The 18,776-nt window shown below is 66.8% G+C and carries 13 protein-coding genes; 10 read left to right on the top strand and 3 right to left on the bottom strand.

The window, feature by feature from the left end:
* The first annotated feature begins 40 nt into the window (after nt 1-40).
* The 6 genes from folD (at nt 41) to ISN38_RS00760 (ending at nt 11,137) form a co-directional block, all read left to right on the top strand.
* Entirely contained in the window at nt 41-979 is a 939-nt protein-coding gene (folD, locus tag ISN38_RS00785; protein WP_003472502.1) for a bifunctional methylenetetrahydrofolate dehydrogenase/methenyltetrahydrofolate cyclohydrolase FolD, read from the top strand.
* 131 nt (nt 980-1,110) lie between these two features.
* On the top strand, nt 1,111-2,568 hold the full coding sequence (gene guaB, locus ISN38_RS00780; RefSeq protein WP_003472503.1) for an IMP dehydrogenase: 1,458 nt from the start codon (nt 1,111-1,113) through the stop codon (nt 2,566-2,568).
* A 146-nt stretch (nt 2,569-2,714) separates the two neighbouring features.
* A complete protein-coding gene (guaA, locus tag ISN38_RS00775; RefSeq protein ID WP_058358694.1) occupies nt 2,715-4,280 on the top strand; it encodes a glutamine-hydrolyzing GMP synthase in 1,566 nt (521 codons plus the stop codon).
* 340 nt (nt 4,281-4,620) lie between these two features.
* Nucleotides 4,621-7,572 carry a glycoside hydrolase family 31 protein gene (locus ISN38_RS00770; RefSeq protein WP_230839032.1) on the top strand — a complete coding sequence of 984 codons (2,952 nt, stop codon included), beginning with the start codon at nt 4,621-4,623 and terminating at the stop codon, nt 7,570-7,572.
* A gap of 338 nt (nt 7,573-7,910) precedes the next feature.
* Nucleotides 7,911-9,428 carry an ATPase domain-containing protein gene (locus tag ISN38_RS00765; RefSeq protein ID WP_003466562.1) on the top strand — a complete coding sequence of 506 codons (1,518 nt, stop codon included), beginning with the start codon at nt 7,911-7,913 and terminating at the stop codon, nt 9,426-9,428.
* Nucleotides 9,425-11,137: a response regulator gene (locus ISN38_RS00760; protein ID WP_003466559.1), complete on the top strand. Its 1,713-nt coding sequence runs from the start codon at nt 9,425-9,427 to the stop codon at nt 11,135-11,137. The genes ISN38_RS00765 and ISN38_RS00760 overlap by 4 nt, the downstream gene beginning before the upstream one ends.
* 82 nt (nt 11,138-11,219) lie before the next feature.
* On the opposite strand, the gene ISN38_RS00755 is transcribed toward ISN38_RS00760, so the two are convergent.
* Entirely contained in the window at nt 11,220-12,572 is a 1,353-nt protein-coding gene (locus ISN38_RS00755) for an Nramp family divalent metal transporter (protein WP_003466557.1), read from the bottom strand.
* Between the two features lie 148 nt (nt 12,573-12,720).
* Between ISN38_RS00755 and mntR the strand changes: the two genes are divergently transcribed.
* The 3 genes from mntR (at nt 12,721) to orn (ending at nt 14,397) form a co-directional block, all read left to right on the top strand.
* The gene (gene mntR / locus ISN38_RS00750) at nt 12,721-13,185 is read left to right on the top strand and encodes a manganese-binding transcriptional regulator MntR (RefSeq protein ID WP_003466555.1); all 465 of its coding nucleotides are present in this window, start codon (nt 12,721-12,723) and stop codon (nt 13,183-13,185) included.
* Entirely contained in the window at nt 13,182-13,679 is a 498-nt protein-coding gene (gene tadA / locus ISN38_RS00745) for a tRNA adenosine(34) deaminase TadA (protein WP_003466552.1), read from the top strand. The genes mntR and tadA overlap by 4 nt, the downstream gene beginning before the upstream one ends.
* A gap of 139 nt (nt 13,680-13,818) precedes the next feature.
* Entirely contained in the window at nt 13,819-14,397 is a 579-nt protein-coding gene (gene orn / locus ISN38_RS00740; protein WP_003466549.1) for an oligoribonuclease, read from the top strand.
* Between the two features lie 60 nt (nt 14,398-14,457).
* Here orn and ISN38_RS00735 read toward each other — a convergent pair whose 3' ends face one another.
* Both ISN38_RS00735 and ppsA read right to left on the bottom strand, forming a co-directional pair.
* Nucleotides 14,458-15,417, bottom strand: a complete 960-nt coding sequence (locus ISN38_RS00735) for a mechanosensitive ion channel family protein (protein WP_003466522.1) — start codon at nt 15,415-15,417, stop codon at nt 14,458-14,460.
* Complete coding sequence (gene ppsA, locus ISN38_RS00730; RefSeq protein WP_047324895.1) at nt 15,417-17,792, bottom strand: phosphoenolpyruvate synthase; 2,376 nt, start codon at nt 17,790-17,792, stop codon at nt 15,417-15,419. The genes ISN38_RS00735 and ppsA overlap by 1 nt, the downstream gene beginning before the upstream one ends.
* Nucleotides 17,793-17,938: 146 nt before the next feature.
* On the opposite strand from ppsA, the gene ppsR reads away from it, so the two are divergent.
* Nucleotides 17,939-18,760: a posphoenolpyruvate synthetase regulatory kinase/phosphorylase PpsR gene (ppsR, locus tag ISN38_RS00725; protein WP_003466516.1), complete on the top strand. Its 822-nt coding sequence runs from the start codon at nt 17,939-17,941 to the stop codon at nt 18,758-18,760.
* The last annotated feature ends 16 nt before the right edge of the window (nt 18,761-18,776 follow it).

Raw genomic sequence — 18,776 nt, 5'->3', positions numbered from 1 at the left:
GGACAATGGGGGTCCCCAAACTCTACACCCGCTCGCCTCGATGACCGATTCCGCGCCCGTCTCCTCCATTCCGGCCCGCATCCTCGACGGGCGGCGCATCGCCGACGAACTGCTCGACCAGCTCAAGCTGCGGGTCGATGCGCGGCTGGCGGCCGGGCAGCCGCGGCCGGGCCTGGCGGTGGTGCTGGTCGGCGGCGATCCGGCGTCCGCCGTCTACGTGCGCAACAAGCGCCGCGCGGCGGAAAAGGTCGGCATCGAGGCATTCGACTACGACCTGCCGGCCGGCACCGGCGAAGCCGAGCTGCTGGCGCTGATCGACCGACTCAATGCCGATCCCAAGATCCACGGCATCCTGGTGCAGTTGCCGCTGCCGGGCATTCCCGACGCCAGCCGGCTGATCCACCGCATCGACCCGCGCAAGGACGTGGACGGTTTCCATCCGGAGAACGTCGGCCACCTGGCGTTGCGCGAATTCGGCCTGCGCCCGTGCACGCCGCGCGGCATCGTCACCCTGCTCGGGCATACCGACCAGCCGGTGCGCGGCCGCAACGCCACCATCGTCGGGGTCAGCAACCACGTCGGCCGGCCGATGGCGCTGGAACTGCTGATCGCCGGTTGCACGGTGAGCTGCTGCCACAAGTTCACCCCGCCGGAGGTGCTGCAGGCGCGCGTGCGCGATGCCGACATCCTGGTGGTGGCGGTGGGCCGTCCCGGGTTGATCCCGGGCGAGTGGGTCAAGCCCGGCGCGGTGGTGATCGATGTGGGCATCAACCGCCTCGACGACGGCCGCCTGGTCGGCGACGTCGGCTTCGATGCGGCCGCGCAGCGCGCCAGCTGGATCACCCCGGTGCCGGGCGGGGTCGGGCCGATGACCGTGGCCACGCTGATGCAGAACACGATCGAGGCGGCGGATGGGGCCGGGACTCGGCACTCGGGACTCGGGACTCGGGACTCGGTAAAACCAGGCGCGAGCGTCTGACGGCCGAGATTTGTGTGGCTTTACCGATGGACGCTCTTCGGGTCCCCGGTCCCGAGTCCCGGCTCTTCTCCCATAGCCTGGACTCGCCTTTCAGGTTAAAATGCCGCGCTTCCCCACATTCGGGTCCGCCGATGCTGCGCATCCAGGCTGAAGCTCTTACCTATGACGACGTTTCGCTCGTCCCCGCCCATTCGATCGTCCTGCCGAAGGACGTCAGCCTGGAAACCCGGCTGACCCGCGACCTGCGCCTGAAATTGCCGATCCTGTCGGCGGCGATGGACACGGTGACCGAACACCGCCTCGCGGTGGCCATGGCCCAGCTCGGCGGCATCGGCATCATCCACAAGAACCTGACCCCGGCGCAGCAAGCGGCGGAAGTGGCCAAGGTCAAGAAGTTCGAAGCCGGGGTGATCACCGAGCCGTTCACCGTCGGTCCGCAAACGACCATCGGCGAAGTGCTGAAACTGACCCGCGCGCGCAACATTTCCGGCGTGCCGGTGGTCGACGGCAGCGAGCTGGTCGGCATCGTCACCAGCCGCGACATGCGCTTCGAGAAGAAGCTCGACGATCCGGTCCGCCACATCATGACCAAGAAGGATCGCCTGATCACCGTGCGCGAAGGCGCCAGCGACGAGGAAGTGCTGCAGCTGCTGCATCGCAACCGCATCGAGAAGATCCTGGTGGTCAACGACAGCTTCGAGCTGCGCGGCCTGATCACGGTCAAGGACATCCAGAAGAAAACCGACAACCCCAACGCCGCCAAGGATGCGTCCACGCGCCTGCTGGTCGGCGCGGCGGTCGGGGTTGGCGGCGACACCGAGCAGCGCATCGAACTGCTGGCCGCGGCGGGCGTGGACGTGGTCATCGTCGATACCGCGCACGGCCACTCGCAGGGCGTGATCGACCGCGTGGCCTGGGTCAAGAAGACCTACCCGCAGCTGCAGGTGATCGGCGGCAACATCGTCACCGGCGATGCCGCGCTGGCGTTGATGGACGCCGGCGCCGACGCGGTCAAGGTCGGCGTGGGTCCGGGCTCGATCTGCACCACGCGCGTGGTCGCCGGTGTCGGCGTGCCGCAGATCACCGCGGTGGACATGGTCGCCGAGGCGCTGCAGGACCGTATCCCGCTGATCGCCGATGGCGGCATCCGCTATTCCGGCGACATCGGCAAGGCGCTGGTCGCCGGCGCCTCCACGGTGATGGTCGGCGGCCTGTTCGCCGGCACCGAGGAAGCCCCGGGCGAGGTCGAGCTGTTCCAGGGCCGCAGCTACAAGAGCTACCGCGGCATGGGCAGCCTGGGCGCGATGGAGAAGGGCAGCAAGGACCGGTATTTCCAGGACGCCTCCGACGCCGACAAGCTGGTGCCGGAAGGCATCGAAGGCCGCGTGCCGTACCGCGGCCCGCTCAGCGGCATCATCCACCAGTTGGTCGGCGGCCTGCGCGCCACGATGGGCTATGTGGGCTGCGCGACCATCGAGGACATGCGCACCAAGCCCAGCTTCGTCACCATTACCGGTGCCGGCCAGCGCGAGAGCCACGTGCACGACGTGCAGATCACCAAGGAACCGCCGAACTATCGCATGGGGTAAGCGCCGGGACTCGGGACTCGGGACTCGGGACTCGGCACAGCAGTTGGACGGCGACGGACGAAGCGATTCCTCCTCGCCGTTTCTTCATCGTCGATCGCTACCGGATCGCGGGATCCCGAGTCCCGAGTCCCGAGTCCCGAGTCCCGATGTCAAACATCCACAGCGACAAGATCCTCATCCTCGATTTCGGCGCGCAGTACACGCAGCTGATCGCGCGGCGCATCCGCGAACTGGGGGTCTACTGCGAGATCTGGGCCTGGGACCACGATCCTGCCGAGATCGCCGGCTTCGGCGCCAAGGGCATCATCCTGTCCGGCGGCCCCGAATCGACCACGCTGCCGGGCGCGCCGGTCGCGCCGCAGCAAGTGTTCGACAGCGGCCTGCCGGTGTTCGGCATCTGCTACGGCATGCAGACCCTGGCCGCGCAGCTGGGCGGCGCCACCGAGGCGGCTGACCAGCGCGAGTTCGGCCATGCCGAAGTGGAGGTGATCGCGCCCGACGCGCTGCTCTCCGGCCTCAGCGACCACCCCGGCGCCGCGCGTCTGAACGTGTGGATGAGCCACGGCGACCACGTTTCCAAGGTGCCGCCGGGCTTCACCATCACCGCGGTGACCGAGCGCATCCCGGTCGCGGCGATGGCCAACGCGGCCAAGCGCTGGTACGGCGTGCAGTTCCATCCGGAAGTCACCCACACCCTGCAGGGCCAGACCCTGCTGCGCCGCTTCGTGGTCGACGTCTGCGGCTGCGAGACCCTTTGGACGGCGGCCAACATCATCGACGACCAGATCGCGCGCGTGCGCGCCCAGGTCGGCGACGACGAGGTGATCCTGGGCCTGTCCGGCGGCGTCGATTCGTCGGTGGTCGCCGCGCTGCTGCACAAGGCGATCGGCGACAAGCTGACCTGCGTGTTCGTCGATACCGGCCTGCTGCGCTGGCAGGAAGGCGACCAGGTGATGGCGATGTTCGCCGAGCACATGGGCGTCAAGGTGATCCGGGTCAACGCCGCCGACCGCTATTTCGACGCCTTGGCCGGTGTCAGCGACCCGGAAGCCAAGCGCAAGATCATCGGCAACCTGTTCGTGGAGATCTTCGACGAAGAGTCGAACAAGCTGGCCAATGCCAAGTGGCTGGCGCAGGGCACGATCTATCCGGACGTGATCGAGTCGGCCGGCAGCAAGACCGGCAAGGCGCACGTGATCAAGAGCCATCACAACGTCGGCGGCCTGCCCGAGCACATGAAGCTTGGCCTGGTCGAGCCGCTGCGCGAGCTGTTCAAGGACGAAGTGCGGCGCCTGGGCGTGGAACTCGGCCTGCCACGCACGATGGTCTACCGCCATCCGTTCCCCGGTCCCGGCCTGGGCGTGCGCATCCTCGGCGAAGTGAAGCGCGAGTACGCCGAGCTGCTGGCCAAGGCCGATGCGATCTTCATCGAAGAGCTGCGCAAGGCCGACCTGTACGACACCACCAGCCAGGCGTTCGCGGTGTTCCTGCCGGTGAAGTCGGTGGGCGTGGTCGGCGACGCGCGCGCCTACGAATGGGTGATCGCGCTGCGCGCGGTGGAGACCATCGACTTCATGACCGCGCACTGGGCGCACCTGCCGTACGACTTCCTGGGCACGGTGAGCAACCGCATCATCAACGAACTGCGCGGCGTCTCGCGCGTGGTCTACGACATCTCCGGTAAGCCGCCGGCGACGATCGAGTGGGAGTGACCCAGTTGCCTGCGGGCGGTCGTTACTGGCGGCCGATCGCGGTCTGACCGTCGTTGCGGGAATCGGGCAGATGTCGAAGACAGGCGCGAGCGCATGCGCCGACCGGACCGACCCCGCTGGTTGCTGGCGATCGCGGTCCGCTGCCAGGCGGCTGAGGGAAACCGAAGACGCGGCAGCTGCCGCACCGCGTGGAGAATTCCACTGGCGCGGACCGTGCCGATCGCATGCGCGCGTAGCGTACGCATGCAGTTGCAAGCTTCGGTTGATCGTCCGGCCACATGGCGTACACTTTTTCGCAAGGCGAACGCCATGTGCCCGTGATGGGCGAAAAGGGAGTGTCATGATGCGGATCGGACGACACAGGTTGCTGGCGGCGGCGTTGCTGAGCGTCGGGCTTTGGGGATCCGTTCCGACAGCGTTCGCTGCTGCGATGCAGGCCGCGGGGGCCGCGCAGACCGGCCTGGATGCGCGCGGACATCTGCGCGCTGTGGCGACCGGGCGCGGCGAGTCTTTCGCGTATATGCGGCTGGAGCAAGGGGTCCAGGTCCGCATCGGCCAGATCGCCAAGAACGTGATCTTCTACGGGCCGCAGACCGTTCGCGTGAATGCGAACCTGGGGGAGAATTACTGGACCGCCGCCAGCCTCGTCGTGACCGGCAAGCCGCAACGGATCGCCTTCACCACCAGCGAGACCGCGGACACGCTGACGCTCGAAAGCGCAAGGTTGCGCGTGGAAATCAGCAAGAAGACCGGTGCGCTGCGTTTCTTCGACGCGGCAGGCAAGCTCTATACGGAAGAAAACCGCGACGCGCCGCAGACCTTGAAGAAGCTCGTGGTGTCGGGCGCGCCGACGTTCGAGGCGGCCAACCGCTTTACCTTGCGCCCGGACGAGGCGATCTACGGTCTGGGCTTCCTCGGCGAGGAGAACAGCAATCGGCGCGGCAAGGAACTGCTGCTGGTGCAGACCAACGTGGGCATCGTCATCCCCGTGCTGATGTCCTCGCGTCGCTACGGGATCCTGTGGGATACCTATTCGCAAATGCGCTTCAAGGACGATGCGAACGGCGCATCGATGTGGGCCGAAAGCGCCCCCGGTGGCGTCGATTACTACTTCATGGGCGGCGACACCCCGGATGCGGTGGTCGCGGCCTACCGGGCGCTGACCGGCCAGGCGCCGATGTATCCCAAGCAGGCGTTCGGCCTGTTCATGAGCAAGGAACGCTACAAGACCCAGGAGCAACTGCTCGACGTCGCCCGCAGCTTCCGCAACGACGGATTCCCGCTCGACTATATCGTGCAGGACTGGCAGTACTGGGGATCGGACAAGGACGGCAGCTGGAGCGGCATGACCTGGGATCCGGTCCGTTATCCCGATCCTGCCGGCATGGCGCGCCAGGTGCATGACCTGCACATGAAGCTGATGGTGTCGATCTGGCCCTCCGTCGGCGACGATACTGCGCTCGCCCACGAGCTGGACCGGCACAACTTGCGTTTCGCGCCGCTGCACTGGATCTCCAAGCACGCGCGGGTCTACGACGCCTACAGTCCGCTGGGGCGGCAGATCTACTTCAAGCACCTCAAATCGGGCCTGCTCGACAAGGGCGTCGATGCGCTGTGGATGGATGGGACCGAGATCGAAGTCAGCAGCGCCATGTGGAATGCGCAGGACAATATCCGCGACACCAAGGCGCTGGGCGCCAACGCCCTGGGCGACTTCACCCGTTACCTCAATCCCTATTCGCTGCTCACCACGCAGGGCACGTACGACGGCCAGCGCGCCACCAGCGACAAGCGCGTGTTCACGCTGACCCGTTCGGCGTGGGCCGGCGCGCAACGCACCGCGGCGGCGTCATGGAGCGGCGACATCTACGCCAGTTGGAAAACCTTGAAACAGCAGGTCGCCGACGGGGTGAATGTCACGGTGACCGGCAACCCGTATTGGACGCAGGATACGGGCGGCTTCTTCGTCGCCGATTTCCCCGGTGGCGAGAACAATCCGGCGTGGCGCGAGCTCTATGCGCGCTGGCTGCAGTTCTCCGCGTTCAATCCGATCATGCGCATCCACGGCACCAACGTCGAGCGCGAGCCGTACCGGTTCAAGTCCACCGACCCGGCGGTCTATGCCTCGCTGCTCAAGAGCACCCAGCTGCGCTATCGCCTGCTGCCGTATCTCTACAGCCTCAGCTGGAAGGTGACCTCCGACGGCTATACGCTGATGCGGCCGCTGATGATGGATTTCCCCGAAGACCGCGCCACCGACACCATCGACGATACCTTCATGTTCGGCAGCGCCTTTCTCGTGCATCCGGTGACACGGCCCATGTACCACATCGAGCCGCCGCCGGCGACGACCATCCCGAGCGCGGTGCTGCGCACGCCGGACGGGAAGCCGGGCCTGGCGGGTCAGTATTTCGAAGGCGAGAATTTCGACACGCCCAAGAGCCGCGTCGTCGATCCGAAGGTGGACCACACCTGGCCGGATCCGCCGCTCGCCGAGGTGCCGGCCGGCCTTGCCGGGCTGACGCACTTCTCGGCACGTTGGCAGGGCACGCTGACCGCGCCGGAAGCGGGCGAGTATGAGATCGGGGTCGAAGCCGACGACGGCGTCCGGCTGATGCTCGACGGCAAGACCGTGGTGCAGGATTGGGCGGCAGGCGCCGCGCGCTACAAGGCAACCACGGTCGCGCTGCGCAAGGGCCAGGTGGTCAAGCTCGGACTCGAGTATTACCAGGGCGATGCCGATCGCATGCTGCGCCTGGCATGGCGAACGCCGAGCGAGCGGCAGGCGCTCGCCGCCCCGCGCGCCGCCATGGACGACAACGTCGAGACCTATCTGCCCAAGGCTGCGGGCTGGTACGACTTCTGGACCAATCAGCGTTTCGATGGCGGCCGCCGCGTCGCGCGCCGCACGCCGCTGGATCTGCTGCCGCTCTATGTGCGTGCCGGATCGATCGTGCCGATGGGGCCGCATGTGCAATACGCCACGCAAGACCCGGGCGCGGCGTACGAGGTCCGCATCTATCCAGGTTCGGACGCGCGCTTCACGCTCTACGAAGACGACAATGAAACCTATGCCTACGAGCAGGGAGGCTATGCCACCTACGATCTGGTCTGGAACGATGCGGCCAGGACGCTGACCATCGGCCCGCGACGCGGCGGTTTTCCCGGGATGTCCCGGCGGCGGGAACTCGATCTGGTGCTCGTGGACGGCGCGACCGGTGGCGGCCTGGAACCGGCGCCAGTCACCAGGCGGATCTCCTACACCGGGACAGCGGCTACGGTCCGGTTCTGACGCGCGGCGTTGTTGCTGTTCGATTGCAAGCAGGCCCGTCGGCAATGGCGCGGCCAGGCGCTCGCGTCGCGCTTCGCCGATCATGCCGCTGCAGGTAAGGCAGCGGCAATGCGCCGCTGCCGAGCGTGCGGCGGTTCTACACAAGACCATCACTTTGCCGAACGTAGTGTGATTGAAGTATGCGATTCGTGCGCTGAGCGCCACCCTTTGGCGCGTCTGTCGCAGGATCTGGCAGCGCGTGCTGGCGAAGGTGGACTCGGTTCGAGTCGCTGCGCGTGGGCCCGCAGCGGCGACGGACAACCGGCGCCTTTCATCCAACCGCAAGTATAAGGACGACCATGACGCCCCATCGGCAGCGCGATCACGTGAATGGCGACGATCCGCCGCGCATCTCGACCGGCAGCGCGGGGTTGGACGACATCCTCGGCGGCGGCGTGGACCCCAATCGGCTCTATCTTTACGAAGGCCGCCCAGGCACCGGCAAGACCACGATCGCCCTGCAGTTCCTGCTGGAAGGCGCGCGCAACGGCGAGCGGGTGCTCTACATCACCTTGTCCGAGACTCAGCGCGAACTGAGCCTGGTCGCCAGCCGCCACGGCTGGAGCATGAACCAGGTTGACGTGTTCGAACTGGTGCCGCCGGAGACCGCGCTGGATCCGCAACGCGAACTCACCGTGTTCCATCCCGCGGAAATGGAACTGACCGAGACCACCAAGCTGATCTTCGACAAGGTCGAGCAGCTCAACCCCACGCGGGTGGTGCTGGATAGTCTCTCCGAACTGCGCCTGCTCGCGCAGAGTCCGTTGCGCTATCGCCGCCAGGTGTTGGCACTGAAGCATTTCTTCGCCAGCCGGCAGTGCACGGTGATCATGCTCGACGACCTGTCCTCGCAGGAAAACGATCTGCAGTTGCACTCCATCACCCACGGCGTGGTGTTGCTGGAACAGCTGGCCATCGACTACGGCGCCGAACGCCGGCGCCTGCGGGTGATCAAGATGCGCGGCATCCAGTTCCGCGGCGGTTTCCACGACTTCACCATCGAGAAGGGCGGGCTGGAAATCTACCCGCGCCTGATCGCGGCCGACTACAAGCACCACCACATCCACGAAGTCGCCCCCAGCGGCAACCAAGAACTGGACAGGCTGCTCGGCGGCGGTCTGGAGCGCGGCACCAACGCGCTGCTGTTGGGCGCGGCCGGCGTGGGCAAATCCTCGCTGGCGCTGACCTATGCCATCGCCGCGGCCGAGCGTGGCGAGCACAGCGTGTTCTTCGCCTTCGACGAGGGGCGCGGTACCGTGGAGGCGCGCGCGCGCACCCTGGGCCTGCCGCTCGATGAAAAGCTCGATAACGGACTGATCCGGTTCCAGCAGATCGATCCAGCGGAGATGTCGCCGGGCCAGTTTGCGGCCAACGTGCGCCGCAGCGTGGAAGTGGACGGCGCGCGGGTGATCGTCATCGACAGCCTCAACGGCTATCTCAATGCGATGCCGGACGAACGCTTCCTGATCCTGCAGATGCACGAGCTGCTCAGCTATCTGGGGCAGAAGGGCGTGCTGACCATCCTGGTCCTGGCCCAGCACGGCCTGGTCGGGCCGATGGAAACGCCGCTGGACCTCAGCTATTTGAGCGATTCGGTGCTGATGCTGCGCTATTTCGAGGTGGACGGCACAGTGCGCCGGGCGCTGTCGGTGGTGAAGAAGCGCAGCGGCCAGCACGAGAACACCATCCGCGAATTCCGCCTCAGCCGCAACGGCATCGATGTCGGTCCGCCACTCAAGGGGTTCAGCGGCATCTTCTCGGGAACACCGCGTTACAGCGGAGAGGAGATGCCGTTGCTGGTGGATACGCCTTCATGAGCAGCAGCGACGCGACCGAGCATCGCGTTCTGGTTCATGCCCCGATCGGCCGCGACGGTGGGGCATCGGTAGAGCTGTTGCGGCGTGGCGGCGTGGTGGCCTGCCATTGTCCCGATCTGGACAATTTGGTGGGCGAACTGGAGGTCGGTGCCGCCGCGGTGTTCGTCGCCGAGGAAGGCCTGTTCGGCAGGGATGCATCGGCGCTGTTCGCCTGGGCCAATGCGCAGCCGGCATGGTCGGATCTGCCATTCGTGGTGCTCACCAGCCATCAGGAGCAACCGTCGGTGGTGAGCTGGCGGCGCAACCTGGTGGCGTCCCTGCGCAATGTGGCCTTGCTCGAGCGGCCGGTGCAGGCGATCACCTTCACCAGCACCATCAAGGCCGCGCTGCGCGCCCGCGCCCGCCAATACGAAGTGCGCTCGCTGCTGCAGGCGCAGGCGTCGGCGGCGCAGGAGCTGGAGGCGCAGGTGGTGGCGCGCACGCGTGAGCTGGAAGAAGCCAACCGTCTGCTGCGCACGCAGATGGACGAGCGCGCGCGGGTCGAGGAGACCCTGCGCCACGCGCAGAAGATCGAGGCCATCGGTCAATTGACCGGTGGCGTCGCGCACGATTTCAACAACCTGTTGATGGTGATTTCCGGCGGCCTGGCGATGCTCGACATCCAGACCGACCCGGCCGTGCGCAAGCGGTTGATGGACGGCATGCAGAAGGCGGCGCAGCGCGGCGCCGGACTGACCCGGCAGTTGCTGGCGTTTTCGCGGCGGCAGGAACTCAAGCCGGAGCCGGTCGATCTGATCCGGCAGATCGGCGGCATGCGCGAGCTGCTGGACCGCAGCCTGCGCGGCGACGTGCATGTGGATTTCGATTTTGCCGAGGACCTGTGGCCGATCGAAGTGGACCCGGGCGAGCTGGAACTGGTGGTGCTCAATCTGGCAGTCAATGCGCGCGATGCGATGCCCAGCGGCGGCACCATCGTGGTGCGGGCGCAGAATCTGCCGGGCGTGGGCAAGACCGATCCGGACTTCATCCGCCTGTCGATCGTCGACACCGGCACTGGCATGGCGCCGGAAGTGAAGGCGCGGGTGTTCGAACCGTTCTACACCACCAAGGACATCGGCAAGGGGTCGGGCCTGGGCCTGGCGCAGGTGCACGGGTTCGTCCAGCAATCCGGCGGCTCGATCCATATCGACAGCGACCTTGGGCAAGGCACCGCCATCCACCTGCTGCTGCCGCGCTCGTTCCGCGCGCCGGCGCTGGACGAGCGGCATCTGCTCGATCTGCAGGTGACGCGCCGCGTTCCGGGCGAGGCCGGCTATGTGCTGCTGGTAGAGGACGACGACGAAGTCGCCGCGCTGGTCGGCGAAATGCTGCGCCAGCTCGGCTACCAGGTCACCCGCGTGGCCAGCGCGGCGGCGGCGCTGGGCGCGCTGGCCAACGAGCGCGTGGTGGACATCGTGTTTTCCGACATCATGATGCCTGGCGGCATGAACGGCCTGGAACTGGTCCACGAGATCCGCATGCGGCGCCAGCAACTGCCGATCCTGCTCACCAGCGGCTATGCGGAAGCGGCGAAATCGGCGGCCGAAGCGGAAGGCGTGCAGATTCTGCCCAAGCCCTACCGGCTGGACGAGCTGGCGGCGGCGCTGCAGCAGGTGCGTTCCAATCCCGGCGCCCACGGCAAACCGGAAGCGGCTCCCCTGTATTCCTGAACGCATGCGCGGTTGGCGCCGGCAAGCGCGGGCGCCGCAGCGTTCCGACAGTGCGCCAGCGCCGCGCCGTGCTGGCGCCAGTTCAGTGCAGCAGCATGTCGCCGAGCAGTTTCGCGTTCAGCACCACGATCAGCGCGGCGATGACCCACGACAGCCAGACCAGCCAGCGCGGCGCGACCAGCGCGCCCATCTTGCGTTTGTCGGCGACGAAGCGCACCAGCGGGATCACCGCGAACGGCAGCTGCATCGACAGCAGTACCTGGCTCAGCACCAGCAGCTTGGCGGTGCCTTGCTCGCCGTACAGCCAGGTCACCACCACCACCGGCACGATCGCCAGGCCGCGGGTCAGCAGGCGCCGCGCCCAGGCCGGGATGCGCAGGTGCAGGAAGCCTTCCATCACGATCTGCCCGGCCAGCGTCGCGGTCACCGTGGAGTTGATGCCCGAGGCCAGCAGCGCCACCGCGAACAGGGTCGAGGCCACGCCGACGCCGAGCATCGGCGCCAGCAGTTCGTAGGCCTGCTCGATCTCCTCCACGTCGGTGCGGCCGTGCGCATGGAACACCGCCGCGGCCAGCACCAGGATTGCGGCGTTGACGAACAGCGCCAGGCTCAGCGCGATGGTGCTGTCGGCCAGCGCCCAGCGCAGCGCCGAGCGGCGGCCATTGTCGGTGCGCTCGTAGGCGCGGGTCTGCACGATCGACGAATGCAGATACAGGTTATGCGGCATCACCGTCGCGCCGATGATGCCGATCGCCAGGTACAGCGCGGCCGGGTTGGTCACCACTTCGGCGCGCGGGATGAAGCCGGCCAGCACCTCGTGCAGCGGCGGCGCGGCCAGCACGATCTGCACCAGGAAGCAGGCGAAGATCACCATCAGCAGCGCGATCACGAACGCCTCCAGGGTGCGGAAGCCGCGCCGCATCAGGTACAGTACCAGCAGCGCGTCGATCGCGGTGATGATCGCGCCCAGGGTCAGCGGGATGCCGAACAGCAGCTTCAGCGCGATCGCGGTGCCGATCACCTCGGCCAGGTCGCAGGCCACGATCGCCGCCTCGCAGGCCAGCCACAGCAGGATGTTGACCGGTCTGGAATAGTGCTCGCGGCAGGCCTGCGCCAGGTCGCAGCCGGTGGCGATGCCCAGCCGCGCCGCCAGCCCCTGCAGCACGATCGCCATCAGGTTCGACAGCAGGATCACCGACAGCAGCAGGTAGCCGAAATGCGAGCCGCCGGCGATGTCGGTGGCCCAGTTGCCCGGATCCATGTAGCCCACCGAGACCATGTAGCCAGGTCCCAGGAACGCCAGGAAGCGGCGCCAGCCGAGTCCTCCGCTTGGTACGGCGACGCTGCCGTTCATGCGCCCCAGGCTGCGCCGCCGCGGCTCGCTGGTCTGCGGCCACGTGGCATTGGAATCGGGCTGGGGCAGGGGATCGGCCATGGCGCAAACGTGTGTGGGAGGAGCACCATCCAGTATATAGCACTTGCTATTCTGTTTAGCATTGGCAAACCAAATCGCTGCGATAGGCGCGATTTCGTCCAGAATAGTCAGCGGCCGGCGTTTGCCGGCACCGGACAAGGGCCTTGCGATGCACAAAAGCGGGAAGTTGACGGCGCCAGGGGCGGCGCTGCTCGACGCGCAGGTACAGGTCGAGAGCTTCCGCCAGGTGCGCGAGGCGCACCGCCTGGAACTGATCGAGGACTACGTGGAGCTGATCTCCGACCTGCTGGCCGACGGTGGCGAGGCGCGGCAGGTGGATATCGCCGCGCGCCTGGGCGTGGCCCAGCCGACCGTGGCGAAGATGCTCAAGCGGCTGGTCAAGGGCGGCTGGGTGATCCAACGGCCGTATCGCGGCGTATTCTTGACCCCGGACGGCGAAGCGCTGGCGGCGGCCAGCCGGCAGCGGCACCAGACCGTGGAGCAGTTCCTGCTGGCGCTGGGCATCGACGAGGACACCGCGCGGCGCGACGCCGAGGGCATCGAGCACCATGTCAGCGAAGCCACGCTGGCAGTGTTCGCCGCGTTCGTGCGCAAGCACGCCGCAGCGCGATGAACGGCGATAGCGACACCGCCGCGCGCGACGAGCGCTGGATGCGGCATGCGCTGGCCCTGGCCGACCGCGCCGAACGCGAATTCGACGAGATCCCGGTTGGCGCGGTGCTGGTTTCGGCGCAGGACGAGGTGCTGGGCGAGGGCTGGAACCTCAACATCGCCGAGCACGATCCCAGCGCGCACGCCGAGATCGTGGCGTTGCGCAAGGCCGGGCGCAGGCTCGGCAACCACCGCCTGGTCGGCAGCACCCTGTACGTGACCCTGGAGCCGTGCGCGATGTGCGCGATGGCGGTGGTGCATGCGCGCGTGGCGCACCTGGTGTTCGCGGCCGCCGATCCGAAGACCGGTGCCTGCGGCAGCGTGTTCGATCTGCTCGCCGATCCGCGCCACAACCACCGCGTGCAGGTGCGCGGCGGCGTGTTGGCGACGCCGGCCGGGCTGCGCCTGAGCAACTATTTCCGCGCCAAACGCGGCAAGCCGCTGCTCGGCGGCTAGGCGCCACAGCGCGGCGCGGCGCGGCGGCTGGCGGATGTGAAGCCGCTGCTGTGAAGCCGCTGTATCGCGCGCGGTATCATGCACGACCGATACGAAACCCCCGCGCCGGCAGCGCCGCCGCGAACGATTGGATGGTGATATGGCGGAACCGCACGTGGACAACGATCGACTGATCTGGATCGATCTGGAAATGACCGGATTGGATACCGACAAGGATTCGATCATCGAGATCGCCACGGTGGTCACCGACAGCCAGCTCAACGTGCTGGCCGAGGGTCCGGAATTCGCCATCGCGCATCCGCTGCAGACGCTGCAAGCGATGGACGAGTGGAACCGCAACCAGCATCGCCATTCCGGGCTGTGGCAGCGCGTGCTCGACAGCACGATCACCCTTGGCCAGGCCGAGGCGCAGACCGTGGCGTTCCTGGCGCAATGGTGCAAGGCCGGCGCGTCGCCGATGTGCGGCAACTCGATCTGCCAGGACCGACGCTTCCTGCACCGGCAGATGCCGCGGCTGGAACGCTTCTTCCACTACCGTAACCTGGACGTGTCCACGCTGAAGGAACTGGCGCGGCGCTGGGCGCCGACGGTCGCCTCGGGACTGAACAAGACCTCCTCGCACACCGCGCTCAGCGACGTGCACGACTCGATCGACGAACTGCGCTACTACCGCCCGTTCATGGGCGCGTTGGGCGGGCAGGGCGGCGGCGCACGCTGAGTCGCGCTGCGCGGCACGCAGGCCGCGCCTGTCCGGCATGGCCTTGCGCAATGACTTGCGTCAACGGGCCAGCGGCGGCCCTTGCCTGGTCTCGCCGTCGTCGGTCACGCCCTTCAGCAGCAGCTCTGCGATCGGACGGCCGTCGGCATCGTGGTGATACACGTGCAGATCGCGCTGCGGATAAGGAATGCTGAGCCCGTTCTCCAGCAACCGGTTACGGATGTTCTCCAGCGTGCTGCTCTTGGCCGCGCCGAAGTCGCCGTTCCTGGCATAGGCGAACAGCATCAGGTCCACCGTGCTCTCGCCCAGGTTGGTGACCTGCACGAACGGCGCCGGCGTCTCCAGGATGCTGGGATTGTCCTGGGCGATCTGCAGCAGCAATTGCTGCGCCTTCTTCAGGTCGTCGCCGTAGCCGACGCCGACGGTGATCTCCATGCGCCGGTTGGGCAGGGTGCTGTAATTGACGATCGGCGCGGTGGTGATGGTGCTGTTGGGCAGGGTGATCATGCGCTCGTCGAAGCTGCGGATGCGGGTCTGGAAGATCCGGATCTCGTCGATGATGCCTTCCTGGCCGGCCACCACCACATGGTCGCCGTCGCGCATCGGCCGCAGCACGATCAGCATCACCCCCGAGGCGATGTTGGACAGCGAATCCTTCAGCGCCAGGCCCACGGCCAGGCCGGCCGCACCGAGCACCGCGAACAGCGAGGTCGGCGGCACGCCGACCTTCTGCAGCGCGGTCACGAACACCAGCACCAGCAGCAAGGCATAGGCGACATTGCGCAGGAAATTGCTGAGCGTGGTCTCCACCCGCGCGCGGACCAGCGCGCGGTGCAGCCACTGACTCAGGCGCTTGGCGATCCACATCCCCAGCACCAGGATGACCAGCGCCACGCCCCAATTGAGCGCGTACTGCGCCCAATCCAGGTCTCTCCAGTTGAACGGCTGCTGTGTCCGCTCCGCCGGCGCGGCCGGGGTCGCCGCCGCGACCGCTGCCAGCAACGTTGCCGCCGTGCCCATCAGCCAGCGGCTTTCAGCTTGGCCAGGCGCAGCCAGGTATCGACCACGGTGTCCGGATTCAGCGACACCGACTCGATGCCTTCCTGCATCAGCCACTCGGCCAGGTCAGGATGGTCCGACGGACCCTGGCCGCAGATGCCGACGTACTTGCCCTTGGCCCGCGCGGCCTTGATCGCCATCGACAACAACTTCTTGACCGCGGCGTTGCGCTCGTCGAACAGGTGCGCCACGATCGACGAATCGCGATCCAGGCCCAGGGTCAACTGGGTCAGGTCGTTGGAGCCGATCGAGAAGCCGTCGAAGATTTCCAGGAACTCGTCGGCCAGCAGCGCGTTCGACGGCAGCTCGCACATCATGATGATCTTCAGGCCGTTCTGGCCCTGCTTGAGCCCGTTCTTCTCCAGCACCTCGATGACCTTGCGCCCTTCTTCCAGGGTGCGCACGAACGGGATCATCACCCACATATTGTCCAGGCCCATCTCGTTGCGGACCTTGAGCACGGCCTTGCACTCCAGCGCGAACGCGGCCGAGAAGCTCGGATCGACGTAGCGGCTGGCGCCGCGGAAGCCGATCATCGGGTTCTCTTCGTGCGGCTCGTAGTTGCTGCCGCCGATCAGGTTGGCGTACTCGTTGGACTTGAAGTCGGACAGGCGCACGATCACCGGGTTCGGCGCCACCGACGCGGTCAGCGTGGCGATGCCTTCGGCCAGGCGGTTGATGTAGAAGTTGACCGGGTCGGCATAGCCGGCGATCTTCTCGTCGATCTTCTTTTTGGTCGCCGCGTCCTGCCTGGCGTATTCCAGCAGCGCATTGGGATGGATGCCGATGTGCGCGGCGATGATCATCTCCAGCCGCGCCAGGCCGATGCCGGCATTGGGCAGCTGGCCGAAGTCGAACGCGCGCTCCGGGTTGGCCACGTTCATCATGATCTTCAGCGGCGCCGGCGGCATGTTGCCCAGATCGGTGGTGGTGCGGTCGAACGGCAGCAGATCGGCGTAGATGAAGCCGGTGTCGCCCTCGGCGCAGCTCACCGTGACTTCTCGGCCATCCTCGATCAGCTCCATCGCGTTGCCGGTGCCGACCACTGCCGGCACGCCCAGCTCGCGGGCGATGATCGCCGCGTGGCAGGTGCGGCCGCCGCGGTTGGTGACGATCGCCGAGGCGCGTTTCATCACCGGCTCCCAATCCGGATCGGTCATGTCCGCGACCAGCACGTCGCCGGGCTGCACCCGGCTCATATCGTCCAGGCTGCGCACCACGCGGGCGACGCCGGCGCCGATCTTCTGGCCGATGGCGCGGCCTTCGGCGATCACCGTGCCGCGCTGTTCCAGCGCGAAACGCTCGATCTGGGTGGCATGGCCACGCGATTTCACCGTCTCCGGGCGCGCCTGCACGATGAACAGCTTGCCGCTGACGCCGTCCTTCGCCCATTCGATGTCCATCGGCCGCTGGTAGTGCTTTTCGATCACCAGCGCCTGCTTGGACAGTTCCTGCACGTCCTCGTCGCTGATCGAGAAGGTATTGCGCAGCTCGGCCGGGGTATCTTCGATGCGCACGCGCTCGCCCGGCACGTCCGAATACACCATGCGGATCAGCTTGCTGCCCAGCGAACGGCGCAGGATCGCCGGCTTGCCGGCCGCCAGGGTGGGCTTGTAGACGTAGAACTCGTCGGGATTGACCGCGCCCTGCACGACCATTTCGCCCAGGCCGAAGCTCGAGGTGACGAACACCACGTCGCGGAAACCGGATTCGGTGTCGAGCGTGAACAGCACGCCGGCGGCGCCGACGCCGGAGCGCACCATCAACTGCACGCCGGCCGACAGGAACACGTCCTCGTGCTTGAAGCCGTGGTGCACGCGATAGGCGATGGCGCGGTCGTTGTACAGGCTGGCGAAGACTTCCTTGACCTTGTGCACGACGTCGTCGGCGCCGGTCACGTTGAGGAAGGTCTCCTGCTGGCCGGCGAAGCTGGCGTCGGGCAGGTCTTCGGCGGTGGCCGAGGAGCGCACCGCTACCGCGACGTCACCGCCGCCGTTCTCGGCGCACAGTTGCGCATAGGCGTCACGGATCGCCTGGTCCAGCTCCGGCTGCAGCGGCGCATCGGTGACCCAGCCGCGGATTTCCTTGCCGGCCACGGTCAGCGCGCCGACATCTTCCACGTCCAGCGTCGCCAGCTTGTCGAAGATGCGCTGATAGAGATTGTTGTGGGCGACGAACGCCTTGAACGCTTCGGCGGTGGTGGCGAAGCCGCCCGGTACCGAGACTCCCAAACCTGCCAGGTTGCCGATCATTTCGCCAAGGGAGGAGTTCTTGCCACCGACACGGGCCAGGTCGGTCAGGCGCAACTCGTGCAACCAAAGGATGTTCTCGTTCAAGCGCGATGCTCCGTAGGGCCATCGCCCGAAGCGGGCAGAGTGGCCGCGTCCGTGGGGGAAGAAGCCGATATCATGCAGTGCGCACCCGAGCCGGCACAAGCGCGGCCGGGCGCATCCGTTGGGTTTCAGCAAGGAGAATCCAGGCAATGTCGACGATCCGACCGGTGTTCTACGTCTCCGATGGAACCGGTATCACCGCTGAAACCATTGGGCATAGCCTGCTCACCCAGTTCAGCGGTTTCAGCTTTGTCACCGACCGTATGTCGTTCGTAGACGAGCCGGAAAAAGCGCGCGAGGCGGCGCAGCGCATCCATGCCGCCGGCGAGAGGTATCAGGTGCGGCCGATCGTGGTCAACTCCTGCGTCGATCCGCAACTGAGCATGCTGCTGTCGGAGAGCGGCGCCTTGATGCTGGACGTGTTCGCGCCGTTCATCGAGCCGCTGGAGCGCGAATTGAACGCGCCGCGGCATTCGCGGGTGGGGCAGGCGCACGGCCTGGTCGATTTCGAGACCTACCACCGCCGCATCAACGCGATGAACTTCGCGCTGACCCACGACGACGGCATCGCGATCAACTACGACGAGGCCGACCTGATCCTGGTCGCCGTTTCGCGCGCCGGCAAGACGCCGACCTGCATCTACCTGGCGCTGCACTATGGCGTACGCGCGGCCAACTATCCGTTGACCGAGGAGGATCTGGAGCACGATCGGCTGCCGCCGCGGCTGCGGCCGTACCGCAACAAGCTGTTCGGGCTGACCATCGATCCGGACCGGCTGCAGCAGATCCGCCAGGAACGGCGGCCGAATTCGCGCTATTCCAACCTGGAGACGTGCCGACGCGAGGTGTCCGCGGCCGAGACCATGTTCAGGATGGAGCGGATTCCGACCCTGAGCACCACGCATACCTCGATCGAGGAGATTTCCAGCAAGGTGCTGGCGACGCTGGGGCTGCAGCGCGAGATGTTCTGAACGCTACAGGACGGAT

It is taken from the genome of Xanthomonas translucens pv. undulosa (genome assembly GCF_017301775.1).
In the GTDB taxonomy this organism is placed as follows: Bacteria; Pseudomonadota; Gammaproteobacteria; order Xanthomonadales; family Xanthomonadaceae; genus Xanthomonas_A; species Xanthomonas_A translucens.
This window is presented reverse-complemented; position numbering and strand designations above follow the sequence as displayed.